Below are 18,784 nucleotides of genomic sequence, written 5' to 3'. Positions count from 1 at the left end.
CTTGGCGTCTTGTGGCGTCTTGTGGCGCCGTGAGGGCCCAAAGCCCTCAACCTTCGGCCGAAGTTCCGCGCCAGAGCGCACAGGGGGACGCCGCGCCAGGGCGGCGCGGGGTCGGTCGAGCAGCGGGGGCGATGTGGCTCAGTCGACCTGGTGAGCCCGGAACGCGGAGACGGCCCCGTGGGTCTCCAGGCAGCGGTGGATCCAGGCGGCGTCGCGCGCGCGCACGGCGATGAGCCGGACGTTGCCGGAGCCGTCGAGCGCCTGGAGGCCCTCGAAGCCGACCAGCGCTGCTTCCTGGAGCGTCATCACCTGCGCGCCTGTCTCGCTCAGGACCTCGTCGCTGAGCAGGCCGGCGCCGTCGGATCCCTCGGCGAGGTGCACCTCGAACACGGTCATCATGCGGCCATGGTCGCCGGGCGGCGCCGCGCCGACAAGGGTCGTCGTGCGAGACAGGTCGCCCCTGCGCCCCTGCGCCCCTGCGCCCCTGCACCGATTGCCGCTGGCCTCGCGCTCCGTCGCGCCCTGTCACGCCTTGCCGGCGGTCTGGCGCTCCGTCGCGCCCTGTCACGCCTTGCCGGCGGTCTGGCGCTCCGTCGCGCCCCGCTACGCCTTGCCGGCGGCCTCGCGCTTCGTCTCGAGCTCCTCCCAGCGGCTGACCAGGCGCGCCGCGTCCTGCTTGGCGCGCTCGAGCTCCGAGAGCAGCCCCGCCACGTCCGCGCCGCGGCTCGCGTAGAGCGTCGGGTCGGCGAGCTTCGCCTCGAGCTCGGCGACCTTCTGCTCGGCCGCGTCGATCCGCCCCACGATGCCGTCCAGCTCCGTCCGCTCCGCGAACGTGAGCTTCGGTTTGTCGCCGGCGCGCGCGGCGGCCTTCGCCGGCGACGCCGCCGGCCGGGCCTCCGCCGCCTGGGCCTTCGCGGCCCGCGCCTCGGCCTCGATCTCGAGCGCGGCGTTCGCGCGCTGCTCGCGGTAGGCGTCGTAGTTGCCCGCGTACCGCACGACCCGACCGTCGCCCTCGAACGCGAGGATCGAGGTCGCCACCCGGTTCAGGAACCAGCGGTCGTGGGTCACGACGAGCGCCGAGCCGTCGAGCTCGATGAGCATCTCCTCGAGCGCGGCGAGGGTCATCACGTCGAGATCGTTCGTGGGCTCGTCGAGGATGATCACGTTGACGCTCTGGGTGAGCATCTTCGCCAGGGCGACCCGCGCCCGCTCGCCGCCGGAGAGCGAGCCCACCGGCTGCCGCGCCTTGTTCGGATCGAACAGGAAACGCTCCAGGTAGCTGCGCACGTCCATGGATCGGCCGCCGACCTCGACGCGCGTGTGCGAGCCCGCGATGTTCTCGAAGATCGATTTGTCGAGGTCGAGCCCGCTCCTGTGCTGGTCGAAGTAGGCGACGCTCGAGTTCTTTCCGAGCACGACCTCGCCTTCCATGCGGGGCCCCTCGGCGGCCGCGCCGTCGCCTTCGGCGCCGAGCTGGCCGAGGATCGCGCGGAGCATCGTGGTCTTGCCCGTGCCGTTGCGGCCGACGATGCCGACGCGCTCGCCCTTGGTCAGGGTGAAGTCGAGGCCGCGCACGAGCCATTTGCCGTCGACCGCGAGGCCGAGCTTCTTCAGCTCGAGGATGGTCTTGCCGGTGCGCACCGACTCCACCGAGAGCTGCGCGGTCCGCTCCGCCTTGGGCGGCGGCGCGCTCTTGGTCGTCTCGGCGCGCTGGATGCGGGCCTTCTGCTTGCCGGTGCGCGCCTTCGGCTGGCGCCTGAGCCACTCGAGCTCGGTGCGCAGGAAGTTCTGCCGGTTCGACTCGGTGCGCGCCTCGAGCGCGAGGCGCTCGGACTTCTGCTCGAGGTACTCCTCGTAGCCGCCGTCGTAGCTGTAGACCTTGCCCTTGTCGATCTCGAGGGTGCGCTCCGCGACGCGGTCGAGCAGGTAGCGATCGTGGGTGATGAGGAGGAGCGCGCCGGGGTGCTCCTCGACGAGGTAACGCTCGAGCCACTCGACGGTCTCGACGTCGAGGTGGTTGCTGGGCTCGTCGAGCACGGCGAGGGCGGGCCGCGACACGAGGAGGCGGGCGAGCGCGACGCGCCTGCGGTCGCCGCCGCTGAGCACGCTCATGGGCGCGTCGGGCCGGGTGACGCCGACGTGGCCGATGATGGCGTCGACCTGGTGCATCATGTCCCACCCGCCGAGCCGCTCGACGTCGGCCCCAGCCTCGGCCTGCTCGGCGAGGAGCGCCTCGGCGTCCCCCGAGCCGGCCGCGAGCGCCCGGCTCACCTCGTCGTGGCGGGCCTTGGCGGCGTGCCACGCGGAGAGCCCGGCGAGCACCACGTCGCGCGCGGTGTCGGTCGGCTCGAAGACCGGATCCTGCGAGAGGACGCCGATCTCCGCGCCGCGGCGGCGCGCGATGGTGCCGCTGTCGGCCTGCTCGACCCCGGCGAGGATGCGGGCGAGCGTGCTCTTGCCGGAGCCGTTGACGCCGACCAGGCCCACGCGCTCGCCGGTGCGGATGTTGACCGAGACGCCGTCGAGGATCGTCTGGGGACCGAAGGATTTGTGGAGATCGTGGGCGGTGAGGACGGGCACAGGGCGCGGAGCTTAGCGCAGCCGGGGGGGCGTGGGCCGGCTTTGCTGGGCCCGTGACGGATGGTTCCGGCCCCCAGGGGCGCGGCGCCGCCCCAGCCCTGATGGGGGAGGGTAGGTGTGCCGTGTTCTGCGACGAGAGGCGGAAAGGCGCTCAAGGCAAGCTCTTCTGTGCTGCTCCGATGAATCGTCATTTTCGGGATCGCCCGGGCGCGAGACGAAGGGTTCTCCCCGGTGGCACAGAGCGCCGATGCGACCCATCTTCGCGATCCAAGCGACCAGGCTGGCGCGATCTGCCGCGCGGCGGCGACGTGTTGAAGGCGTGTTGAAGGCGCAGTGCTCGCCAGGAAGAAAGGAGGCGCAGGATGCGAGATCGATTCGACAGGGACACAGGCTACGGACGAAATGAGCACGGTTGGGATCGGCGCTACGGAGACGACCGGGGCCATTTCACCGAGCGCGGCTATCCTCGCGACGAGCGCCGCAGCGCGGGCCCGAGCTACGATCACGGGGCCGCGCTGCGCGACGGCCGCGGTTGGGACCGCGGTGGCGATTACGTCGGCGGCCGCGACGACGGCCGCAGCTTCGGCGGCAATCCCCTTCCCGCCGTGGGCAGCGCATACAACTTCAATCTCGGCGGCGCCTATTACCTCGGCATGACCCGCGTCGTGAACCCCGACGACGGCCCCGATGCGGCCTGGCACGGCGGCGCGTACCGCGGCGAGAGCCACGATCTCCGCGAATCCGGCCACTCGGCCCTGGAGGGCGTCGGCCATGCGCTCGGCGAGATCGGAGACCGCGTGCGCAGAGCGTTCGGCCGCGGACCGAAGGGCTACAAGCGCTCCGACGCGCGCATCCAGGAGGACATCTGCGAGGTGCTCTCGGGGCGCGACGACATCGACGTGAGCGACGTCACGGTCCAGGTGGAGAACAACGAGGTCCTCCTCGAGGGCACGGTGCCCCAGCGCCACCACAAGCGCATCATCGAGCTCGTCGCCGAGGGCACGCGGGGCGTCGAGGACGTGCACAACAGGATCCGGGTCCAGCGAGCGACGGAGCCGACAACCCGCTCGACCGCCACGGCGGGCGCGATGGGCGATGCCGTCCTGGCGAGCACGCCGCAGGGGGCGTCACGCCCGACGACGAGCCACACGGCCCGGATCTGAGCCCGCGCGCTGGCGCCGATCACACGAGGTGCTGAGAGCCTGCTCGCGCGCCCGGCGGCGCCGCCGAGGACGCCGGTACGGGCGCCGCGCCGGCGTCGTGTGCATTCTCATGCTGGTCACGCGCGCCTGCGATACAGCTCAGGTAGAGCTCGCCTGGGTATTCGTCGGCGCGCGTGTCCTGCACGCGATCATCTACATCGGCATCAACCATGTGCCCTCGAGACTCGGCGCCTACGTGGCGGGCTGCGTGACCCTGGCCGTGATCTGGTTCCGCTCCGCCGCGCAGGCGATGTGAACCGCGCGGCGCCGCCTACACGCTCGCGCGATCATGCTCGGGCGTGTTCCGACTGCGCCGTGGAGCAGCCTTCCTCGAAACAAGGCGAGAGAAGGCCAACAAGAGCCCGAGGCCGAGCCATGGCAGGGAGAGGCCGGGAGCTCGTTCTCATCCCGGAGCTCACTCGCGCTCTGGGTTGAAACGTCGCGCTGCCGCCGCGCTCAAATCTTGCCAGATCGTGCGCGAATTTGGGCTAGAAGAGACTATCGGCCCTCCAGCCCTCGCAGCGCGGCGACGTCTCTCCTCGGCGACTGTCCGAACTGTCGTCGGTATTCGCGATTGAACTGCGTTGCGCTCTCGTAGCCCGTTGCGAACGCTGCGGAGGCTGCGTCCATCCCATCGACCAGCATCATGCGACGGGCTTCGAAGAGCCGCAGTTGCTTCTGAAACTGCAGCGGGCTGCTCCCCGTCATCTCGCGAAAGTGCAGGTGGAACGTGGACACCGCCATATGAGCACGCTCGGCCAGGTCTTCCACGCGAAGCGGCCGTCGAAAGTTCACCCTCAGCCAATCCGCGGCGCGCGCAACCCGTTGGCGCTGCGTTCCCTTCGTCGCGATCTGCCGCATGACTCCGGCGTAAGAGCTCGTGAGCAGCCGATACAGGATCTCACGATGCAGGAGCTTGCTCATCACCGGGACATCCTCCGGGCGATGATTCAAGCGAACCAGACGAAGAAGAGCATCGAGCAGATCTTCCGAGAGAGGGATCCGCGCGACCGGCGAGCCGTCGCCGGCATCACCAGCTGGCGTCACCACGGATTCGGCGAGCATCTCGCGTGCTGCCGCCATGTCGAGCGACACGACGCATCCGAGGAAGGGCTTCATGCGAGCCGCTCTCGTGATCCGCGTTGTGGCCGGGACGTGAAGTGGCGTAAGCAGCGACGTGTTCTCCGCGAACGAGAACGTCTCTCGGCCGACGTCGACGCTCATGTCGCCTTGCGCCACGAGCGCGAGCGTCGGGGCCAGGACATTGCAGGCCACGAGAGCCGGCCCCTCGTATCGGACGAGCTGCATGCCCGGAACCGCGGTCGGAACGGCACCGTCGGCGGGGGCGAGCCGCTCGATCTCCTCGACGAGCGAGACCCGCGAACACTCCAGAGCGCCGCGCGCCGCTCGCATGGCGGACACTAGCACGAGCCGGCCCCCTGCGCACGAAGCGCACGCCCGTCCGCTGCGCCGGAGGCCGGGTCGTGGGAGCAGCGCGGAGAGCGGAGTCGCGACGGGATCACGGGAGTACGACGACCTTGCCGACCTGGGTATTGCTCTCGAGGTATCGATGCGCCTCGACGATCTCGCCGAGCGGAAACGTGCGGTCGATGATGGGGCGCAGCTTGCCCGACGCCATTCGCTCGTACACCCAGCTCTTCATCGCGGCGAGCACGGCGCCGTCCTGCATGAAGAGCGGATTCGCATAGCCCTTGATGGTCAGCTCGCGAGCAAGCACCTGGTATATCGGGAGCGGCGTGATCTCATGGGCGAGCTCGCCGTAGACGACGATCAGCCCTCGCTGCGCGGTCGCGGCGACGAGCTTCGGGAAGCCGGGGCCGCCGACGGGATCGAACGTGAGATCGGCGCCCCGATCTTCCGTCGCGCGGAGCACGGCGCTGGCGAGCTCCTCTTCCTCGGTGGCGATGACCTGCACTGCTCCAGCGCGGAGCAGGGCGTCTCGCTTGCTCGAACGACGTGTCAGTGCGATGGGACGAGCGCCCACTGCTCCGGCGATCTGGATGGCGGCAAGCCCGCAGCTGCTCGAGGCCGCGGAGATGAGGACGGTCTGGCCGGCCTGCAGCTTGGCAAGCCCGATGAGCGCTCCCCAGGCCGTGCTGTACGCGGTCCACGAGGCGGCTGCCTCGGGCCAGTCGACGTCGTCGGGGACGCGGCTCAGCGCATGCGCCGGCGCGAGGCTGGACTCACCGTACAGGCTGTACCTGTCGATCGGAAACAGCGGGATCACGCTCACCCGGTCGCCGATGGAGAACCCGTGCACGTCGGGGCCGAGCGCGTCGATCTCGCCAGCGGCCTCGCTGCCGAGGACGCTCGGGAGCCGAGCCTTGAAGAGATAACTGCCCTGCCTGAAGAACGCATCGGCACGATTCAGGCCGATGGCACGGACCTTCAGCCGGACCTCGCCCGGTCCCGGATCAGGCCTTTCCACGTCCTCGAGGCAAAGGACCTCGGGACCGCCTTCCGCGTGGAAGCGGACGATCTTCACCGTATCGTCCATCCCAGCCGGCTTCGTCGCGACGGGACGGTTGAAGTTCAGGTGATCGTCCGGGGCATGTTTCTGATGGTTCGCCATGGTCGCTGTCTCCATACGACGAACCTAGGAGCACCGCCGATCGGGCCGACAGCCCAATCGTTTCGATTGATTGCCCAAACCTCTCGGGCAGCCAGGACGAGCAAGGTCCATCCCGCGCCCCCCGCGCTTCCACACCGTGAAGTACGCGGGGGTGCTCGCGTCGCCAACGCATCGGACCGCGCTCTGAGAGCATCCCGGGCCAGACCAACGCCCGGAGGGCGACGTGTGCCCGCAGCACCCCGATGCGCGCCTTTGCACGCTCTGCGCCGCCCTCGACCCACTCTTTCGACCCATGAACGAGGCGTCGCGACGCTCGCGGTCCCGCCACTTCGGTTCGCCGCGCCACACTTCTTCGCGCAGCGATCCGGCTTCGTTTACCTACGCGCCTTCGCCCCCGCGCCGCCCGTCTAGCCCCCGGCCCCGACGAACCGGACCCGCCCGAAGCGCCGCGCCCTGTGGAAGTTCCCCTCCCCCAGGATGGGCGACCACGCCGCCCCGCCGTTGTTCTGCATGGCGTAGAAGTTCATCCGCCACGCGTCCCCGGGCGACGGCGGCGCGGCCTTCGCCTTCGCGAACGAGCTCCACGGGATCTTCGCCTCGACCACGTACCCCCGGTCCTCGTCCGAGCCGTCGTCGATCGTCCCCCTCAGCACGACAGCGCTCGTGAGCCCCGCGCTCCACTCCTGATGACCGAAAGGCCCGCTCGGGCCGCCCCTTGGAGCATTGTAGTCGTCGAACTGCGAGTCGAAGACGAGGTTCTGAGGGCTTATCTGGATCTCATAATAGTCTTTATTATCCCCATCGCCGTCCGGATCGATCATCACCTCGACGGTATCCCGCTCCCAGAGGTGCGGATCCCGCGCGCCCTCGGGGAATCCGCCGGTGATCGTCCTGTCGCTGACGTCGAATCCGACGTAGAGGAACGCATCGTCCCAGAGCAGCCGCGCCTCGCCCTGCGTCGGCAGCGACCGATCCTCGCGGCCCGTGCCCACGTTGACGAACGGGCCTGTCGTCGCCGCCGCCTGCCACGCCGGCTCGTCGAGACGGCCATCGATGCTGACGGCCGCACCGGGCGCGAGCTTGCGCACCGAGAGCTCTTTCACGAGCGCAGGTGGCCTTGTCTGGCTCTGACCAGCGCCCGCGCCGCTGCTCGCCGGCGCCGACAAGCGACCCGTCGACCCGGACGGCGCCGCCTCCTGCTCACCCCCGCCGCCCCGGGAGCACGCGGCGGCGAAGGCCACGGCGACCAGCGCGAGCGCCCGCGCGCGAGCGGCGTCGACGCGGCGCCGCCGGCAGCAGGGCCCGCGCATGCGGCCGCCGCTACTTCCGCCCCTTCTTGCGGGCGTCGCGCTCGCGCTTGCGCTGCGCCTTCTTCGCGTTGCGCTCACTCGCGCTGAGCGTCTTCATCTTCGTCATGGTCGGGCCCCCGGCGCCGGCGCCCGGGAAGCCGCCCATGCCCGGCATCCCCATCCCGGGCATGCCCGGGAAGCCCATGCCCGGGAAGCCCATCCCGGGCATCCCCATGCCCGGCATCCCCATCCCGGGCAGGCCACCGCCGGCCATCATCTGCTTCTGCATCTCCCGCATGTTCTTGGCCATGGCCATCTGCTTCATGCCGGGGATCTTGCCCATGAGGCCCATGTTCTGGCCGAGGCCGCTCATCATCTGGCGCATGAACAGGAACTTCTGGACGAGCTCGCTCACCGCCTCGGGCTTCGAACCCGAGCCCTTCGCGATGCGCTCCACCCGCTTCGGCTCGCGGACCAGCGCGTACGGGTCGCTCTTCTCGAAGCGGGTCATCGACTGGATGATCGCCTCGATGCGGACGAGCTCCCGGTCGTCGAGGTTCACGTCCTGGGGCAGGCCGCCCGGGAACATGCCGCCGAGGGGCAGCTTGTCGACGAGATCCTTCAGCGACCCCATCTTCTGGATCATCCGCACCTGATCGAGGAAGTCCTCGAGCGTGAAGTCGCCCTGGAGCATCCGCGCGGCGTCCTTCTCGGCCTTCTTCTGGTCGACGACCTCTTCGAAGTCCTGCATGAGGCCGACGACGTCGCCCATGCCGAGGATGCGGCTCGCCATGCCGTCGGCGCGGAACGGCTCGAACTTGTCCGTCGTCTCGCCGATGCCGGTGAAGAGGACCGGCGCGCCCGTCACCTCCTTGATGCTGAGCGCCGCGCCGCCGCGGGCGTCGCCGTCGAGCTTCGTCAGCACGACGCCGCCGATCGACAGCCGCTCGTTGAAGCCGCGCGCCGTCTTCACGGCGTCCTGGCCGATCATCGCGTCGACAACGAGGAAGATGTTCTCCGGCTTGGTCGCGTCCTTGATCTGCGCGAGCTCCTGCATGAGCGGCTCGTCGATCGCGAGGCGGCCGGCGGTGTCGTAGATGATGACGTCGCGGCCGAGCCGCTTCGCCTCGCCGCGGGCCGCGGCGCAGATGGCGACCGGCGACTCGCCCGGGACGTTGAACACGGGGATCTTGAGCGACTCGCCGAGGACCTTGAGCTGCTCGACGGCCGCGGGGCGCTGCATGTCGGCCGCGACGAGCAGCGGCTTCTTCCCCTGCTTCTCGAGGTAGCGCGAGAGCTTCGCACAGCTCGTCGTCTTCCCGGAGCCCTGGAGGCCGACCATCATGATGCCCGTGGGCCCGCCGTCGGCCCAGGCGATCTCGTCGCCCTCGTGGGTCATCATCGCCTCGAGCTCGTCGTGGCAGATCTTGATGAAGTGGTCGCTCGCCGAGACCTGGTGGACCTCGCCGGCATGCTTCACGCGCGTCTCCAGGGTGCGGCCGACCGCGGCCTCCTTGACCCGGGCAAGGAACGCCTTGACCACCCCGATCTCGACGTCCGCCTCGAGCAGGCTGAGCCTTACCTCGCGGAGCGCGACGTCGATGTTGCTCGCGGTGAGCTCCGTGAGCCCGGCGAGGCGGTTTCTGGCCTGACGAAAGCCCCGTGTCAGCGTGTCGAACATGGCAGGGCGGGTCTTAGCACAGGGGACCGCGAGCGCGGATCCCCTTGCCCTCTTCAACGCCGCGCGACGCGCGGCGCGGGCGCGGCCGGCGCCCTCCCCGGGGGCGCGCGGCGCGGGCGCCTCGGCCGACGCCGACGCGGGCGCCGCCGATGCGGGCGCGGCCGACGCGGGCTGTCACATCTCGCGCCGGCCCGAGCGGCGGAGGATCGCGAGCGCCTCGGCGCACCTCGGCATGACCTCGGCGCTCTCCTTGACCTTGGCGTCCGCCGCGACGAGATCCGCCAGCGCGCCGGGCCCGGCGGCCCCGTCGGGCGCCTCGATCAGGGCGCGGACGCGCGCCTCGGCGGCCGTCGCGTCGAGCAGCAGGCGGTAGGCCCGCGCGCACGTCTCCTTGGTGCTCGCGGCGGGCGGCGTCGATGCGGGCTGGCGCTCGAGCGCCGCGAGCAGCGCCTCGCGCGCTTCGCGCGGCTCGCTCGGGGCGTCGCGGAGCACGTCGATCGCATGCAGGAGCGCGTCCGCCTCCTGCTGCTCGGCCGACCGGCCGCACCCGGAGGCCGCCTGGACCATGGCGACGGCGGCGAGCGCCGCGGCGATCCGCGTCGCAGCAGCGATCCGCCGGACGGCCGTCCCTGCTGCGCCCGCCGTCCCTGCTGCGCCTGCCGCCACTGCCGCCTTCGCTGCGCCTGCCGTCCCTGCGCTGCCCGTCGCGCCGGGCCTCGTCGTCACGCTGGGCCCCCTCAGTCGGCTGGCTTCGCGGGCGGGCCCATCTGGATGCGCTCGCCGAGGTAGGAGCCGATCAGCGTGAAGAGCACGCCGATGAGCGCCATGATCACGTACATGAACAGCGGCATCGTCCGGACGGTCTGGCTGTGCAGGAGGTAGAAGACGGTCGGGATCGCGACGAGGAACGACGCGACGACGGGCTCGAGGAACGTCTTTCCGGGCGAGATCATGCCGAGGAGGACGCCGCCGATGAACCAGACGGGGATGGCGACGATCATCCCGTTCGACCCCTCGAAGTCGAGCTGCTGCACGATCATGGGGAGGCCGCCGACGAGGGCCGCGGTGAGCACGCTCTGCAGGACGAGGGAGATGAGGCACCAGAGGATCGAGAAGCCCTCCTGCTGGTAGCGGCGATGGCGGTCGAGCTCGGAGTCGCGGAAAGGCGCGAGCGAGCCCATCCTGGCGCCGCACGCGATGCAGCGCCCGCTCGCCGTCACGGAGGCGTTGTTCGCGCCGCACGACGGGCACAGGATGGAGCTGTCGTTCTTCGAGGGCATCGCGGGCTAGGCTAGGCAAGGCGCCGCGTGCGGGCAAGCGCGCGACGCGGCCCCCTGCACCGCGGCCGGGCGAGGGCGCGGCGAGCTCAGGGGCAGCCCATGAGGACGGTGGGCGGGGCCCCGTCCGGTCCTCCGGAGGCGGGCGGTAAGTGACCCGCGGGCCGGCGGCAGGAACGCGGGCGCCTGGAGGGTGCCACCACGCGCCGCCCCCCGGCGCGCATTCGGGCGCCGGCTCGGCGATCGCGTCGCGCGGTTCCTGATGGGCGAAGGCACGGGCTAGACTCGGAGCCCCGCCGACGGACGCTCGCGCGGCGGGGCTCCCGCCGGCTGCTGCGAGCCACGCAAGAGGCGCACGAATGGGCCTGGACGCGACCGTGATGTGCAGATGTTGGCTCGACGGGACGACGCGGACGCCGCCCCCGCACGCGGAGCACGTCACGTTCGATGAAGAGGGCCAGCTGCGCCTGACGCTCCCCGAAGAGCGTCAGGACGCGCACGACGCGTTCTATGCATGGATGGAGGACTGCTGCCCGCACCCACGCATGTGGCTCGCCTCCGAGTGGATCTCGAACTGGGCAGGTCTCAGGGCGTTCCAGGCGGCGCTCGATCGGATCGGCTGGCAGCACTTCCCGACGCTGCAGGCCGAGCTGCCGGCGGCGAACGGCGGCATGATGCCCGCCGAAGCCAGCGCGCGCGCGCTGGGAGAGCTCGCGCGGTTCGCCGAGCTCATCGCCTCCGTCCGCTCGGCTTTCCTGGTCGATTCCGAGACCGGTGATGAGCTCTATCAGTTCATTCCGCAGTACGAAGGCATCTTCGTCCTGAGCGGCCCGGAGCAGATCAACCTCGGCTTCGACGTGAATGGCTTCTTCGTGCGGAGCCGCGGAGCGCCGCCTTGCGAGCTGTTCCGCGCCCTGCGTGTCGAGCAGATCCTGCTGGAGCCCGAGCGCACCGAGGCCCACGAGGGCGGCCGCGTGCTGCTCCGGAACCTCGACACGGGACGCGAATTCGAGTCCAGGGTCGCCGTTCCCGGCAGGTGCGTTCCTTGGCCCGACGGTCGAATGCAGGACGATAGGGGGCGCGTCCGCTCCGCGTATCCGCGCTCCTTCCACGTGGAGCAGCGCGCGCTGGGCATCGCCGATTTCGACCGCCTCCTCGGCTCCCTGCGCCGGGTCTTCGAGGCCTCGGTGGCCACGGGCAACCCGGTGTGCTGGTGCTGAACCCGCGTACGCGCGCCGGGGGCGTGTCGTTCCCCCGTGCCTTGCGCGCCGCGCCCGGCGTCCTGCGCGCCCAGGTCCGTCACGCCCGAGCCCGCTCCTCCCCTCGTTCGAGGCCGGCGAGGACCGGCGAGACGGCGGTGCACCGCGGCCGGCGCTCCGGCTATATACTCGACGAAGCGTGCCCACCGACCCGACCTCGACCCTGGAATCCATGACGTCCGGCCCGCGCGGCCCGGGCGGCGATGGCCTCGACGTGGCGGGGCCCGATCCGGAGCTGCTCGCGCTGCCGTCGCCGCCGAAGCAGGAGCGCACGGTCACGGTGGCGCTGATGGCGGCGACCGCGATCGCCGCGCTGTGGATGGCCGTCGCGCTCCTCGGGGAGGCGCGTTACGCGCTGTCGCCGGGCCAGCCGACGGACGTGGGAGAGCTCGCGTCGCTGCGGCCGCAGGCGGACTTCGCGAACCGTTACGTGCGGGCCGTCGGCCTGCTCGGGACGCGCGGCGCGATCCGGTACGGGCGCGCCGCGGAGGGCGACTCGTTCCGGCTGGCGCCGGTGGCGGGCAACCCGGGGCTGTGGGTGGAGATCCGGGTGCCGGAGGGCTTCGAGGGCCCGCGCTTCGTCCCGCCGAGCACGTTCGCGGGGCGGCTCGTGCCGTTCAAGAACGCGGGCATCCGGCACGCGCGGCTGGCCGCCGAGGTGGAGGAGCAGGCGGGGATGGCCGTGACGGACGACGCGTGGCTGCTCATCGACGGCAGCTCGCCGCGCGCGTCGCGCTGGGCGGTCGCGCTCGTCGCGCTGTTCGTGGGCTTCGCGGGCTGGAACCTGTTCGGCATCGCGCGGGTGCTCCACCGCGTGAGGGACGCGAGGGACGCCCGCCGCGCTTCTTGACGCGCTCGCGGCAGGGGAGCAGGACGCTCCCCGTCCACCGATGCCCAAGGTCACCTTCGTCAACGAGCACAGGACGGTCGAGGCCGCGCCGGGTCGTCTCCTCAGCGACATCGCGGCCGAGCTCGGGATAGCGGTCTGCCGCGAGGCGTTCCGGGGCACCGGCATCGGCGATTACACGTGCTGGGTGAAGGGGGAGCCTGGCGCGACGTCGCCCCCGACGTTCCTGGAGAAGCTGCTCGGCGCGCGCGGCCAGCGGCGGATGGCGAACCGGACGCGCGTGCTCGGCGACGTGCAGGTGTGGACGCAGGCCGGCCCGGGCGACCGGCTGCGCGCGCCGCGGCCGATCGCGCCGCCGCCGAGCCCGGCGACGGATCCGGAGGCCCCGCGCAAGCCGATCGACGCGAGCGGCAGCGCGGCGTTCCCGTACGGCGATCCGCGCGCGGTCGGCCACGGCAAGCGCGAGCCGATCGCGGCGGGCGCGCTCGAGGCGAAGGCCGCGAAGGAGAAGAAGGCGAAGGCGGCCCCGGCGAAGGCGGCGGAGGGCGCGGCGCCGGAGGCGGCGGCGAAGGCGGCGGAGGGCGCGGCGCCCGACGCCGGAAAGGCGCCGGAGGCCGCGGTGCCAGAGCCTGCCGTCAAGGCGTTGGAGGCCGCGGCGAAGACACCGGAGACCGCGGCGCCGGAGGCAGTGGCGAAGGCGCCGGAGGTCGTGGCCCCCGGCGCCGCAGAGGCGCCAGGAGCCGCGGAACCCGAGGCCGCGGCGAAGGCGCCCGAACCTGCAACGGCAGCCAAGGAGACCGGCGGAGGGGCATCGGAGTAGCGGTCGTTGCCCGCTCGCGTCACGCCGACGCGAGCGGATACAATCTCCGTCATCCTGTTCGTCTGCGGCGGGCCGAACGGCGAGAGCAGTCAAGCCGCAGAAGAGAACGTCGAGCACGCGAGGCCCCGCCTCTTGCAGCTGGTCGTTGCGACCAGGACCGGGACGCCTGCGGCAGACGTCGCGCCAGAGGCCCCCAGCTGCAGTCGCGGCGGTGGTACAAGAAGTACCTCCCGATGGCCCGACTGACCCTGCCCCAGCTCGAACGGCACCTCTTCAAGGCCGCCGACATTCTCCGCGGCAAGATGGATGCGTCCGAGTTCAAGGAATACATCTTCGGGATGCTTTTCTTGAAGCGGTGCGCCGATGTCTTCGACGCCCGCTTCGAAGAGCTCTGCGAGAAAGAGCGCGCCCGCGGCCGGAGCAAGGCCGAGGCTCAGAAGCGCGCCGGGCACCCGAGCTTCTACGCCGAGACCTTCTACGTCCCGCCGCTCGCGCGCTGGGAGCACCTGCGCGACGAGCTCCACCACAATGTGGGTGACGGGCTCAACAAGGCGCTCGCCACGCTCGAGGAGAACAACAGCAGTCTCGACGGCGTGCTCACGCACATCGACTTCACCCGCAAGGTCGGCCAGTCGAAGATCCCGGACAAGAACCTCCGCGACCTCATCGACCACTTCTCGAAGATCCGACTCCGGAACGAGGACTTCGAGTACCCGGACCTCCTCGGCGCCGCGTACGAGTACCTCATCCGCGACTTCGCCGACTCCGCCGGCAAGAAGGGCGGCGAGTTCTACACGCCACGTGCCGTGGTCCGGATGATGGTCCGCATCGCCGCGCCGGACGAGGGCATGCACATCTACGACCCGTGCTCCGGGTCCGGCGGCATGCTCGTGCTCTCCCGCGGGTACCTGGACGAGCACCAGAAAAACGCCAAAGACATGCGCCTGTACGGCCAGGAGTCGAACGGCGGAGTGTGGTCCATTTCCAAGATGAACATGCTCCTGCACGGCATCCGTGACGCCGACATCCGGAACGGCGACACGCTGGCCGAGCCACTCCACACGGAGGGCGGCGAGCTGATGCGCTTTGATCGCATCATCAGCAACCCGCCTTTTTCGCAGAACTACGACCAGAAGAACCTGCCGTTCAGGGAGCGCTTCCGCTACGGCTTCTGCCCGGAGAGCGGCAAGAAGGCCGATCTCATGTTCGTGCAGCACATGCTCGCCGTGCTGCGTCCGGGAGGCATGGTGGTCACGGTCATGCCCCACGGCGTGCTCTTCCGCGGCGGCGCTGAGAGGGACATCCGCACGGGTATCCTCGACGACGACCTGCTCGATGCCGTGATCGGCCTGGGCTCGAACCTGTTCTACGGCACAGGCATCCCCGCCTGCATCCTGGTCCTGCGGGCCAAGGGCGCGAAGCCGAAGGAGCGTCGGGGCAAGGTGCTCTTCATCAACGCCGACCGTGAGTACGCCGAGGGGCGGGCGCAGAACTACCTCTTGCCCGAGCACATCGAGAGGATTGTCAGCGCCTGGCACGCATTCCGGGATATGCCCGGCTTCGCCCGCGTGGTCGGGCGCGAAGAGCTCCGGGAGAACGACGACAACCTCAACATCCGCCGCTACGCCGACAACGCCCCACCGCCGGAGCCTCACGATGTGCGGGCGCACCTGTACGGGGGCATCCCCAAGGCTGAGGTGAAGGCGAAGCAGCCGCTCTTCGAGGCGCACGGGCTCGACCCGCGGCGGCTGCTCCGGGAGCGCGACGAGCGCTACCTGGACTTCGTAGACGGGATCACCGACAAGGCGGACCTGAAGAAGCGGCTGGACGCCGATCCTGGCATGGCCGCGCGGGAGAAGCAGCTCGCCGACGCCGTTGAGGGGTGGTGGAAGAAGGCGCGGCGGGAGTTCGGGCAGCTCCAGGGGAGCAAGCTCATGGAGGTCCGAGCTGGGCTGATCCGGAGCTTCGAGAAGCAGGTCGGTCCGGCGGGGCTGCTCGCGCCGCATCAGGCGGCCGGCGCGCTGGTGACCGTGCTCGATGGAGCCGCCGCTCTACCGCTCTTTGCGGCGCAGGGGGCCACCGGGCTGGCGAAGGCGGCTGCCGCGGATATCCGGGCCGCCGTGTTCGAGATGTGGTGGGCGGAGGTGCAGGCGGACCTCAAGACGGCGGCGGCACACGGGCACACGGGGGTGGTGGACGCGTGGGCATCGAGCATCAGGGTCGCGCTCGAGGATGACGAGGTGAAGGACAATCCGCTCGACCATCCGCTCACCCGGAAGCTTTTGCCGGCGTACCTGGCCGAGATCAAGGAGCTCGAGGCGCGCAAGGCCGAACTGGATGCCGAGATCAAGGCGGCGCAGTCCGCTGAGGAGGATGAAGGCGAGGAGGCCGAGGAGCGTAAATCGGAGGAAGAGATCAAGGCGCTCAAGAAGGATCTCGGCGCGGTCAAGAAGAAGCTTAGGGAGCTGGAGGGGGATCTCGTAAGGCGGCTAGAAGAGAAGAGTGGCAAGCTTGATACTGGCGATGCGGAGGATCTGGTGGTCGGGATCCTGAGGGATAATCTCAACGGCCTCCTGGGGCGCTATGTGGCCGACCACCGCCAGCAGGTCATCGCGGCGTTCGAGGGGTGGTGGGACAAGTACCGTGTGACGCTCACGACCATTGAGAAAGAGAGGGATGCCGCACGCAAGAGCCTGCACAACTTTCTCAAGGACTTGGGGTATGACGGATAAGTATGCATCTCGCGCTCCTAAGTCGGCGACACCGATCGGCACACTGGACAATAGCATAACACCGTTCAAGCAGACGACGCTCGGACCACTTCCACAGGATTGGGAGACTGGACTATTTGTCCGCCTCTGCGAGTCGAGCGCCTTTGGACCGCGGTTCTCGTCGGAAATGTATTCTTCCGATGGCGGCGTTGCGACTTTGCGGACAACTGATATGGACAGCGAGGGAAACATCGACCTTTCTACTATGCCCCGGGCAGCAATCTCGCCATCCAGCATGGTGTCCCACCTGCTCGAACCTGGCGACCTACTTATTTCGCGCAGCGGAACATGCGGTATTGCATCAATCTTTCCTGGCCACGACATCCCTGTACTGCCCGGAGCGTTCCTAATTCGATTCCGGCTTCACGATCGGAAGCAAGCTCGATTTTACCGTCGCTATTTCAATTCTAGTTTGGGTAGTCCACGTCTTGCGCGGCTGGCCGTCGGCGGCGTTCAAAAGAACCTCAAGGGTAGCTCTATTCTTTCGCTGGAGGTGCCGATCCCTCCAGTCACCGAGCAGCATCGCATTGTCGAGGTACTCGACACGCTCGACAAGGCCATCCTCAAGACAGAGCAACTCATCGCCAAGCTGAAGCAGATGAAGCAGGGGCTCCTGCACGACCTGCTTACCCGCGGCATAGACAAGAACGGGGAGCTTCGCGATCCTGAGCGGCACTCCACCAACTTCAAAGTCTCACGACTGGGGACAATACCACGTTGCTGGGAAGTCGTACCACTGCGAGAGCTGACGACCGCAAATAGTCCCATCACATACGGAGTAGTTCAACCTGGTCCACATGATCGAAATGGCATATTATTCGTCCGTGGCGGAGACTTCCCTGAAGGTCGAATAGAAATTGAACGCCTGCGCACCATTTCGAAAACTATAGATCGACAGTTCTTGCGGACGCGCCTGCGGGGCGGTGAAGTCCTTGTTTCCCTAGTGGGACAGCCGGGCAGCTCGGCTGTCGTGCCGACGTCAATTGCTGGCGCGAACGTTGCTCGACAAGTGGCAATGATTCGCCTTGGATACCGTATCGTTCCGGAATTTCTCCAGGCATTTCTAAGCTCCGAAACCGGGCAGCGAAACCTCTTAGGTGATACGCTGGGCACTGTTCAGAAGGTCATTAACCTTAAGGAACTGCGTGAGCTTCATGTTCCGGTGCCATCCATTAGCGAGCAGAAGATAGTGATTGCGGTGCTCCGCCATCATGTCGAACGGCAGCAGGCTGAGGTAATGTCACTATCAAAGCTCCGCCTCCTGAAGCGCGGCCTCATGGACGACCTCCTCACCGGCCGCGTCCGCGTCGCCCCCCTCCTCGCGGAGCCTCCCCCATGAGCGACCGCGAGCCCGACGACCCCGAAGCCGACATCGTCTCCGCCCGAGGCGAGATCATCCTCTACCCCACCGAGGACGGCCGGAGCCGGGTCGAGTGCCGCTTCGAGCAGGGCACCCTGTGGCTGTCCCAGGGCGCGATGGTCGCCCTCTACCAGATCGACAAATCCAACGTGTCGCGTCACCTCCGCGCGATCTTCGCGGAGGGAGAGCTGGATGAGAACGCAGTTGTTGCGTATTTCGCAACAACTGGTCTCGACGGCAAGACTTACCAGGTCGGCCACTACCACCTCGACGCCGTGATCGCCGTCGGCTACCGCGTCCGCTCGCCTCGCGGCACCCAGTTTCGCCAGTGGGCGACCGAGCGCCTCCGCGAGTACCTGGTGAAGGGCTTCACCATGGACGACGAGCGGCTCAAGAACCCGCCCAGCCCCGGCGTGCCCGATCACTTCGACGAGCTGCTCGAGCGCATCCGAGACATCCGGGCGAGCGAGCGGCGCGTGTACCTGCGCGTGCGGGAGATCTTCGCCTTGGCGGCCAACTACCGGCCGGGCACGCCCGAGACCAACGCGTTCTTCCAGACCATGCAGAACAAGCTGCACTTCGCTGCCACCGGCAAGACTGCGCCTGAGATTATCCAGGAGCGGGCCGACCATACCCAACCGAACATGGGCCTCCGCACGTGGAAGGGGCAGGGCGTGCGCAAGGGCGATGTGACCGTTGCCAAGAACTACCTGAACGAGGACGAGATCACAGAGCTGAACCGCATCGTGGTCATGTTCCTGGACTACGCTGAGGACCAGACCAAGCGGCGGAAGCAGATCTACATGCACGAGTGGCCGACGAAGCTCGACACCTTCCTGGCCTTCAATGAGCGGAGCGTCTTGCCCGGCCCGGGCAAGTGGAAGCGCGAGGACGCGGACGCTCACGCCGAGCGCGAGTACGAGCGCTTCGCCGCCCGGAGGCGTGAGGTCCTCGAGCAAGAGGCCGAGACCGAGGCGCTGAAGCAGCTCGAGGATGTCGCCCGACGGTTGCCAAAGGGAACCGCAAACGCGGCTCCCCGACCCACGTCGAAGGGGACCGCGAACGCTGGGTCCCGCCCCACGTTGAAAAAGAGGAGCTGAGCACG

Annotated in this window: 16 protein-coding genes; 8 read left to right on the top strand and 8 right to left on the bottom strand. The window is 69.1% G+C overall.

Annotated elements, in window-relative coordinates; genetic code table 11:
- Positions 1 to 138 precede the first annotated feature (138 nt).
- Positions 139 to 399 carry a hypothetical protein gene (locus WME79_RS46525; protein ID WP_437528713.1) on the bottom strand — a complete coding sequence of 87 codons (261 nt, stop codon included), beginning with the start codon at positions 397 to 399 and terminating at the stop codon, positions 139 to 141.
- Between the two features lie 204 nt (positions 400 to 603).
- The gene (locus WME79_RS46520) at positions 604 to 2,580 is read right to left on the bottom strand and encodes an ABC-F family ATP-binding cassette domain-containing protein (protein ID WP_437528711.1); all 1,977 of its coding nucleotides are present in this window, start codon (positions 2,578 to 2,580) and stop codon (positions 604 to 606) included.
- A 362-nt stretch (positions 2,581 to 2,942) separates the two neighbouring features.
- Between WME79_RS46520 and WME79_RS46515 the strand changes: the two genes are divergently transcribed.
- Both WME79_RS46515 and WME79_RS46510 read left to right on the top strand, forming a co-directional pair.
- On the top strand, positions 2,943 to 3,743 hold the full coding sequence (locus WME79_RS46515; protein WP_437528709.1) for a BON domain-containing protein: 801 nt from the start codon (positions 2,943 to 2,945) through the stop codon (positions 3,741 to 3,743).
- A 109-nt stretch (positions 3,744 to 3,852) separates the two neighbouring features.
- Positions 3,853 to 4,038, top strand: a complete 186-nt coding sequence (locus WME79_RS46510; protein WP_437528708.1) for an MAPEG family protein — start codon at positions 3,853 to 3,855, stop codon at positions 4,036 to 4,038.
- A 242-nt stretch (positions 4,039 to 4,280) separates the two neighbouring features.
- Here the strand turns inward: WME79_RS46510 and WME79_RS46505 are convergent, their stop codons facing one another.
- From WME79_RS46505 to WME79_RS46480, 6 genes are all read right to left on the bottom strand, one after another.
- Positions 4,281 to 5,195 carry an AraC family transcriptional regulator N-terminal domain-containing protein gene (locus tag WME79_RS46505; protein WP_437528706.1) on the bottom strand — a complete coding sequence of 305 codons (915 nt, stop codon included), beginning with the start codon at positions 5,193 to 5,195 and terminating at the stop codon, positions 4,281 to 4,283.
- Between the two features lie 106 nt (positions 5,196 to 5,301).
- On the bottom strand, positions 5,302 to 6,375 hold the full coding sequence (locus tag WME79_RS46500; RefSeq protein ID WP_437528704.1) for a zinc-dependent alcohol dehydrogenase family protein: 1,074 nt from the start codon (positions 6,373 to 6,375) through the stop codon (positions 5,302 to 5,304).
- A gap of 407 nt (positions 6,376 to 6,782) precedes the next feature.
- The gene (locus tag WME79_RS46495) at positions 6,783 to 7,685 is read right to left on the bottom strand and encodes a carbohydrate-binding family 9-like protein (protein WP_437528702.1); all 903 of its coding nucleotides are present in this window, start codon (positions 7,683 to 7,685) and stop codon (positions 6,783 to 6,785) included.
- 10 nt (positions 7,686 to 7,695) lie between these two features.
- Positions 7,696 to 9,345 (bottom strand): signal recognition particle protein, encoded by a 1,650-nt coding sequence (ffh, locus tag WME79_RS46490; protein ID WP_437528700.1) that lies wholly within the window; start codon positions 9,343 to 9,345, stop codon positions 7,696 to 7,698.
- Positions 9,346 to 9,519: 174 nt separating this feature from the next.
- Positions 9,520 to 10,071 carry a hypothetical protein gene (locus WME79_RS46485; RefSeq protein WP_437528698.1) on the bottom strand — a complete coding sequence of 184 codons (552 nt, stop codon included), beginning with the start codon at positions 10,069 to 10,071 and terminating at the stop codon, positions 9,520 to 9,522.
- Positions 10,072 to 10,082: 11 nt separating this feature from the next.
- Entirely contained in the window at positions 10,083 to 10,625 is a 543-nt protein-coding gene (locus WME79_RS46480; RefSeq protein ID WP_437528697.1) for a hypothetical protein, read from the bottom strand.
- A 356-nt stretch (positions 10,626 to 10,981) separates the two neighbouring features.
- On the opposite strand from WME79_RS46480, the gene WME79_RS46475 reads away from it, so the two are divergent.
- The 6 genes from WME79_RS46475 to WME79_RS46450 all read left to right on the top strand — a co-directional run bounded on the left by WME79_RS46475 (position 10,982) and on the right by WME79_RS46450 (position 18,779).
- The gene (locus tag WME79_RS46475; protein ID WP_437528695.1) at positions 10,982 to 11,842 is read left to right on the top strand and encodes a hypothetical protein; all 861 of its coding nucleotides are present in this window, start codon (positions 10,982 to 10,984) and stop codon (positions 11,840 to 11,842) included.
- A 178-nt stretch (positions 11,843 to 12,020) separates the two neighbouring features.
- Entirely contained in the window at positions 12,021 to 12,731 is a 711-nt protein-coding gene (locus WME79_RS46470; RefSeq protein WP_437528694.1) for a hypothetical protein, read from the top strand.
- Between the two features lie 40 nt (positions 12,732 to 12,771).
- On the top strand, positions 12,772 to 13,548 hold the full coding sequence (locus tag WME79_RS46465) for a hypothetical protein (protein WP_437528692.1): 777 nt from the start codon (positions 12,772 to 12,774) through the stop codon (positions 13,546 to 13,548).
- Between the two features lie 233 nt (positions 13,549 to 13,781).
- Positions 13,782 to 16,280 carry an N-6 DNA methylase gene (locus tag WME79_RS46460; protein WP_437528690.1) on the top strand — a complete coding sequence of 833 codons (2,499 nt, stop codon included), beginning with the start codon at positions 13,782 to 13,784 and terminating at the stop codon, positions 16,278 to 16,280.
- Positions 16,270 to 17,658, top strand: a complete 1,389-nt coding sequence (locus tag WME79_RS46455) for a restriction endonuclease subunit S (protein WP_437528688.1) — start codon at positions 16,270 to 16,272, stop codon at positions 17,656 to 17,658. The genes WME79_RS46460 and WME79_RS46455 overlap by 11 nt, the downstream gene beginning before the upstream one ends.
- A complete protein-coding gene (locus WME79_RS46450; protein ID WP_437528686.1) occupies positions 17,655 to 18,779 on the top strand; it encodes a virulence RhuM family protein in 1,125 nt (374 codons plus the stop codon). Before WME79_RS46455 ends, WME79_RS46450 begins: the two co-directional genes overlap by 4 nt.
- The last annotated feature ends 5 nt before the right edge of the window (positions 18,780 to 18,784 follow it).

Origin of the sequence: Sorangium sp. So ce726 (genome assembly GCF_051521405.1) — a bacterium.
Classification (GTDB): Bacteria; Myxococcota_A; Polyangia; order Polyangiales; family Polyangiaceae; genus Sorangium.
Note: the sequence above shows the minus strand (reverse complement) of the source record. Positions and strands in the feature narration are given on the sequence as shown.

What these genes read in the sequence shown, in the direction of transcription:
- WME79_RS46450 (WP_437528686.1), top strand. Translation starts at nt 17,655, where the DNA reads ATGAGCGACCGCGAGCCCGACGACCCCGAAGCCGACATCGTCTCCGCC.
- WME79_RS46495 (WP_437528702.1), bottom strand. Translation starts at nt 7,685, where the DNA reads ATGCGCGGGCCCTGCTGCCGGCGGCGCCGCGTCGACGCCGCTCGCGCG.
- WME79_RS46475 (WP_437528695.1), top strand. Translation starts at nt 10,982, where the DNA reads ATGGGCCTGGACGCGACCGTGATGTGCAGATGTTGGCTCGACGGGACG.
- WME79_RS46460 (WP_437528690.1), top strand. Translation starts at nt 13,782, where the DNA reads ATGGCCCGACTGACCCTGCCCCAGCTCGAACGGCACCTCTTCAAGGCC.
- WME79_RS46455 (WP_437528688.1), top strand. Translation starts at nt 16,270, where the DNA reads ATGACGGATAAGTATGCATCTCGCGCTCCTAAGTCGGCGACACCGATC.
- WME79_RS46510 (WP_437528708.1), top strand. Translation starts at nt 3,853, where the DNA reads ATGCTGGTCACGCGCGCCTGCGATACAGCTCAGGTAGAGCTCGCCTGG.
- WME79_RS46505 (WP_437528706.1), bottom strand. Translation starts at nt 5,195, where the DNA reads ATGCGAGCGGCGCGCGGCGCTCTGGAGTGTTCGCGGGTCTCGCTCGTC.
- WME79_RS46500 (WP_437528704.1), bottom strand. Translation starts at nt 6,375, where the DNA reads ATGGCGAACCATCAGAAACATGCCCCGGACGATCACCTGAACTTCAAC.
- WME79_RS46515 (WP_437528709.1), top strand. Translation starts at nt 2,943, where the DNA reads ATGCGAGATCGATTCGACAGGGACACAGGCTACGGACGAAATGAGCAC.
- WME79_RS46465 (WP_437528692.1), top strand. Translation starts at nt 12,772, where the DNA reads ATGCCCAAGGTCACCTTCGTCAACGAGCACAGGACGGTCGAGGCCGCG.
- ffh (WP_437528700.1), bottom strand. Translation starts at nt 9,345, where the DNA reads ATGTTCGACACGCTGACACGGGGCTTTCGTCAGGCCAGAAACCGCCTC.
- WME79_RS46525 (WP_437528713.1), bottom strand. Translation starts at nt 399, where the DNA reads ATGATGACCGTGTTCGAGGTGCACCTCGCCGAGGGATCCGACGGCGCC.
- WME79_RS46480 (WP_437528697.1), bottom strand. Translation starts at nt 10,625, where the DNA reads ATGCCCTCGAAGAACGACAGCTCCATCCTGTGCCCGTCGTGCGGCGCG.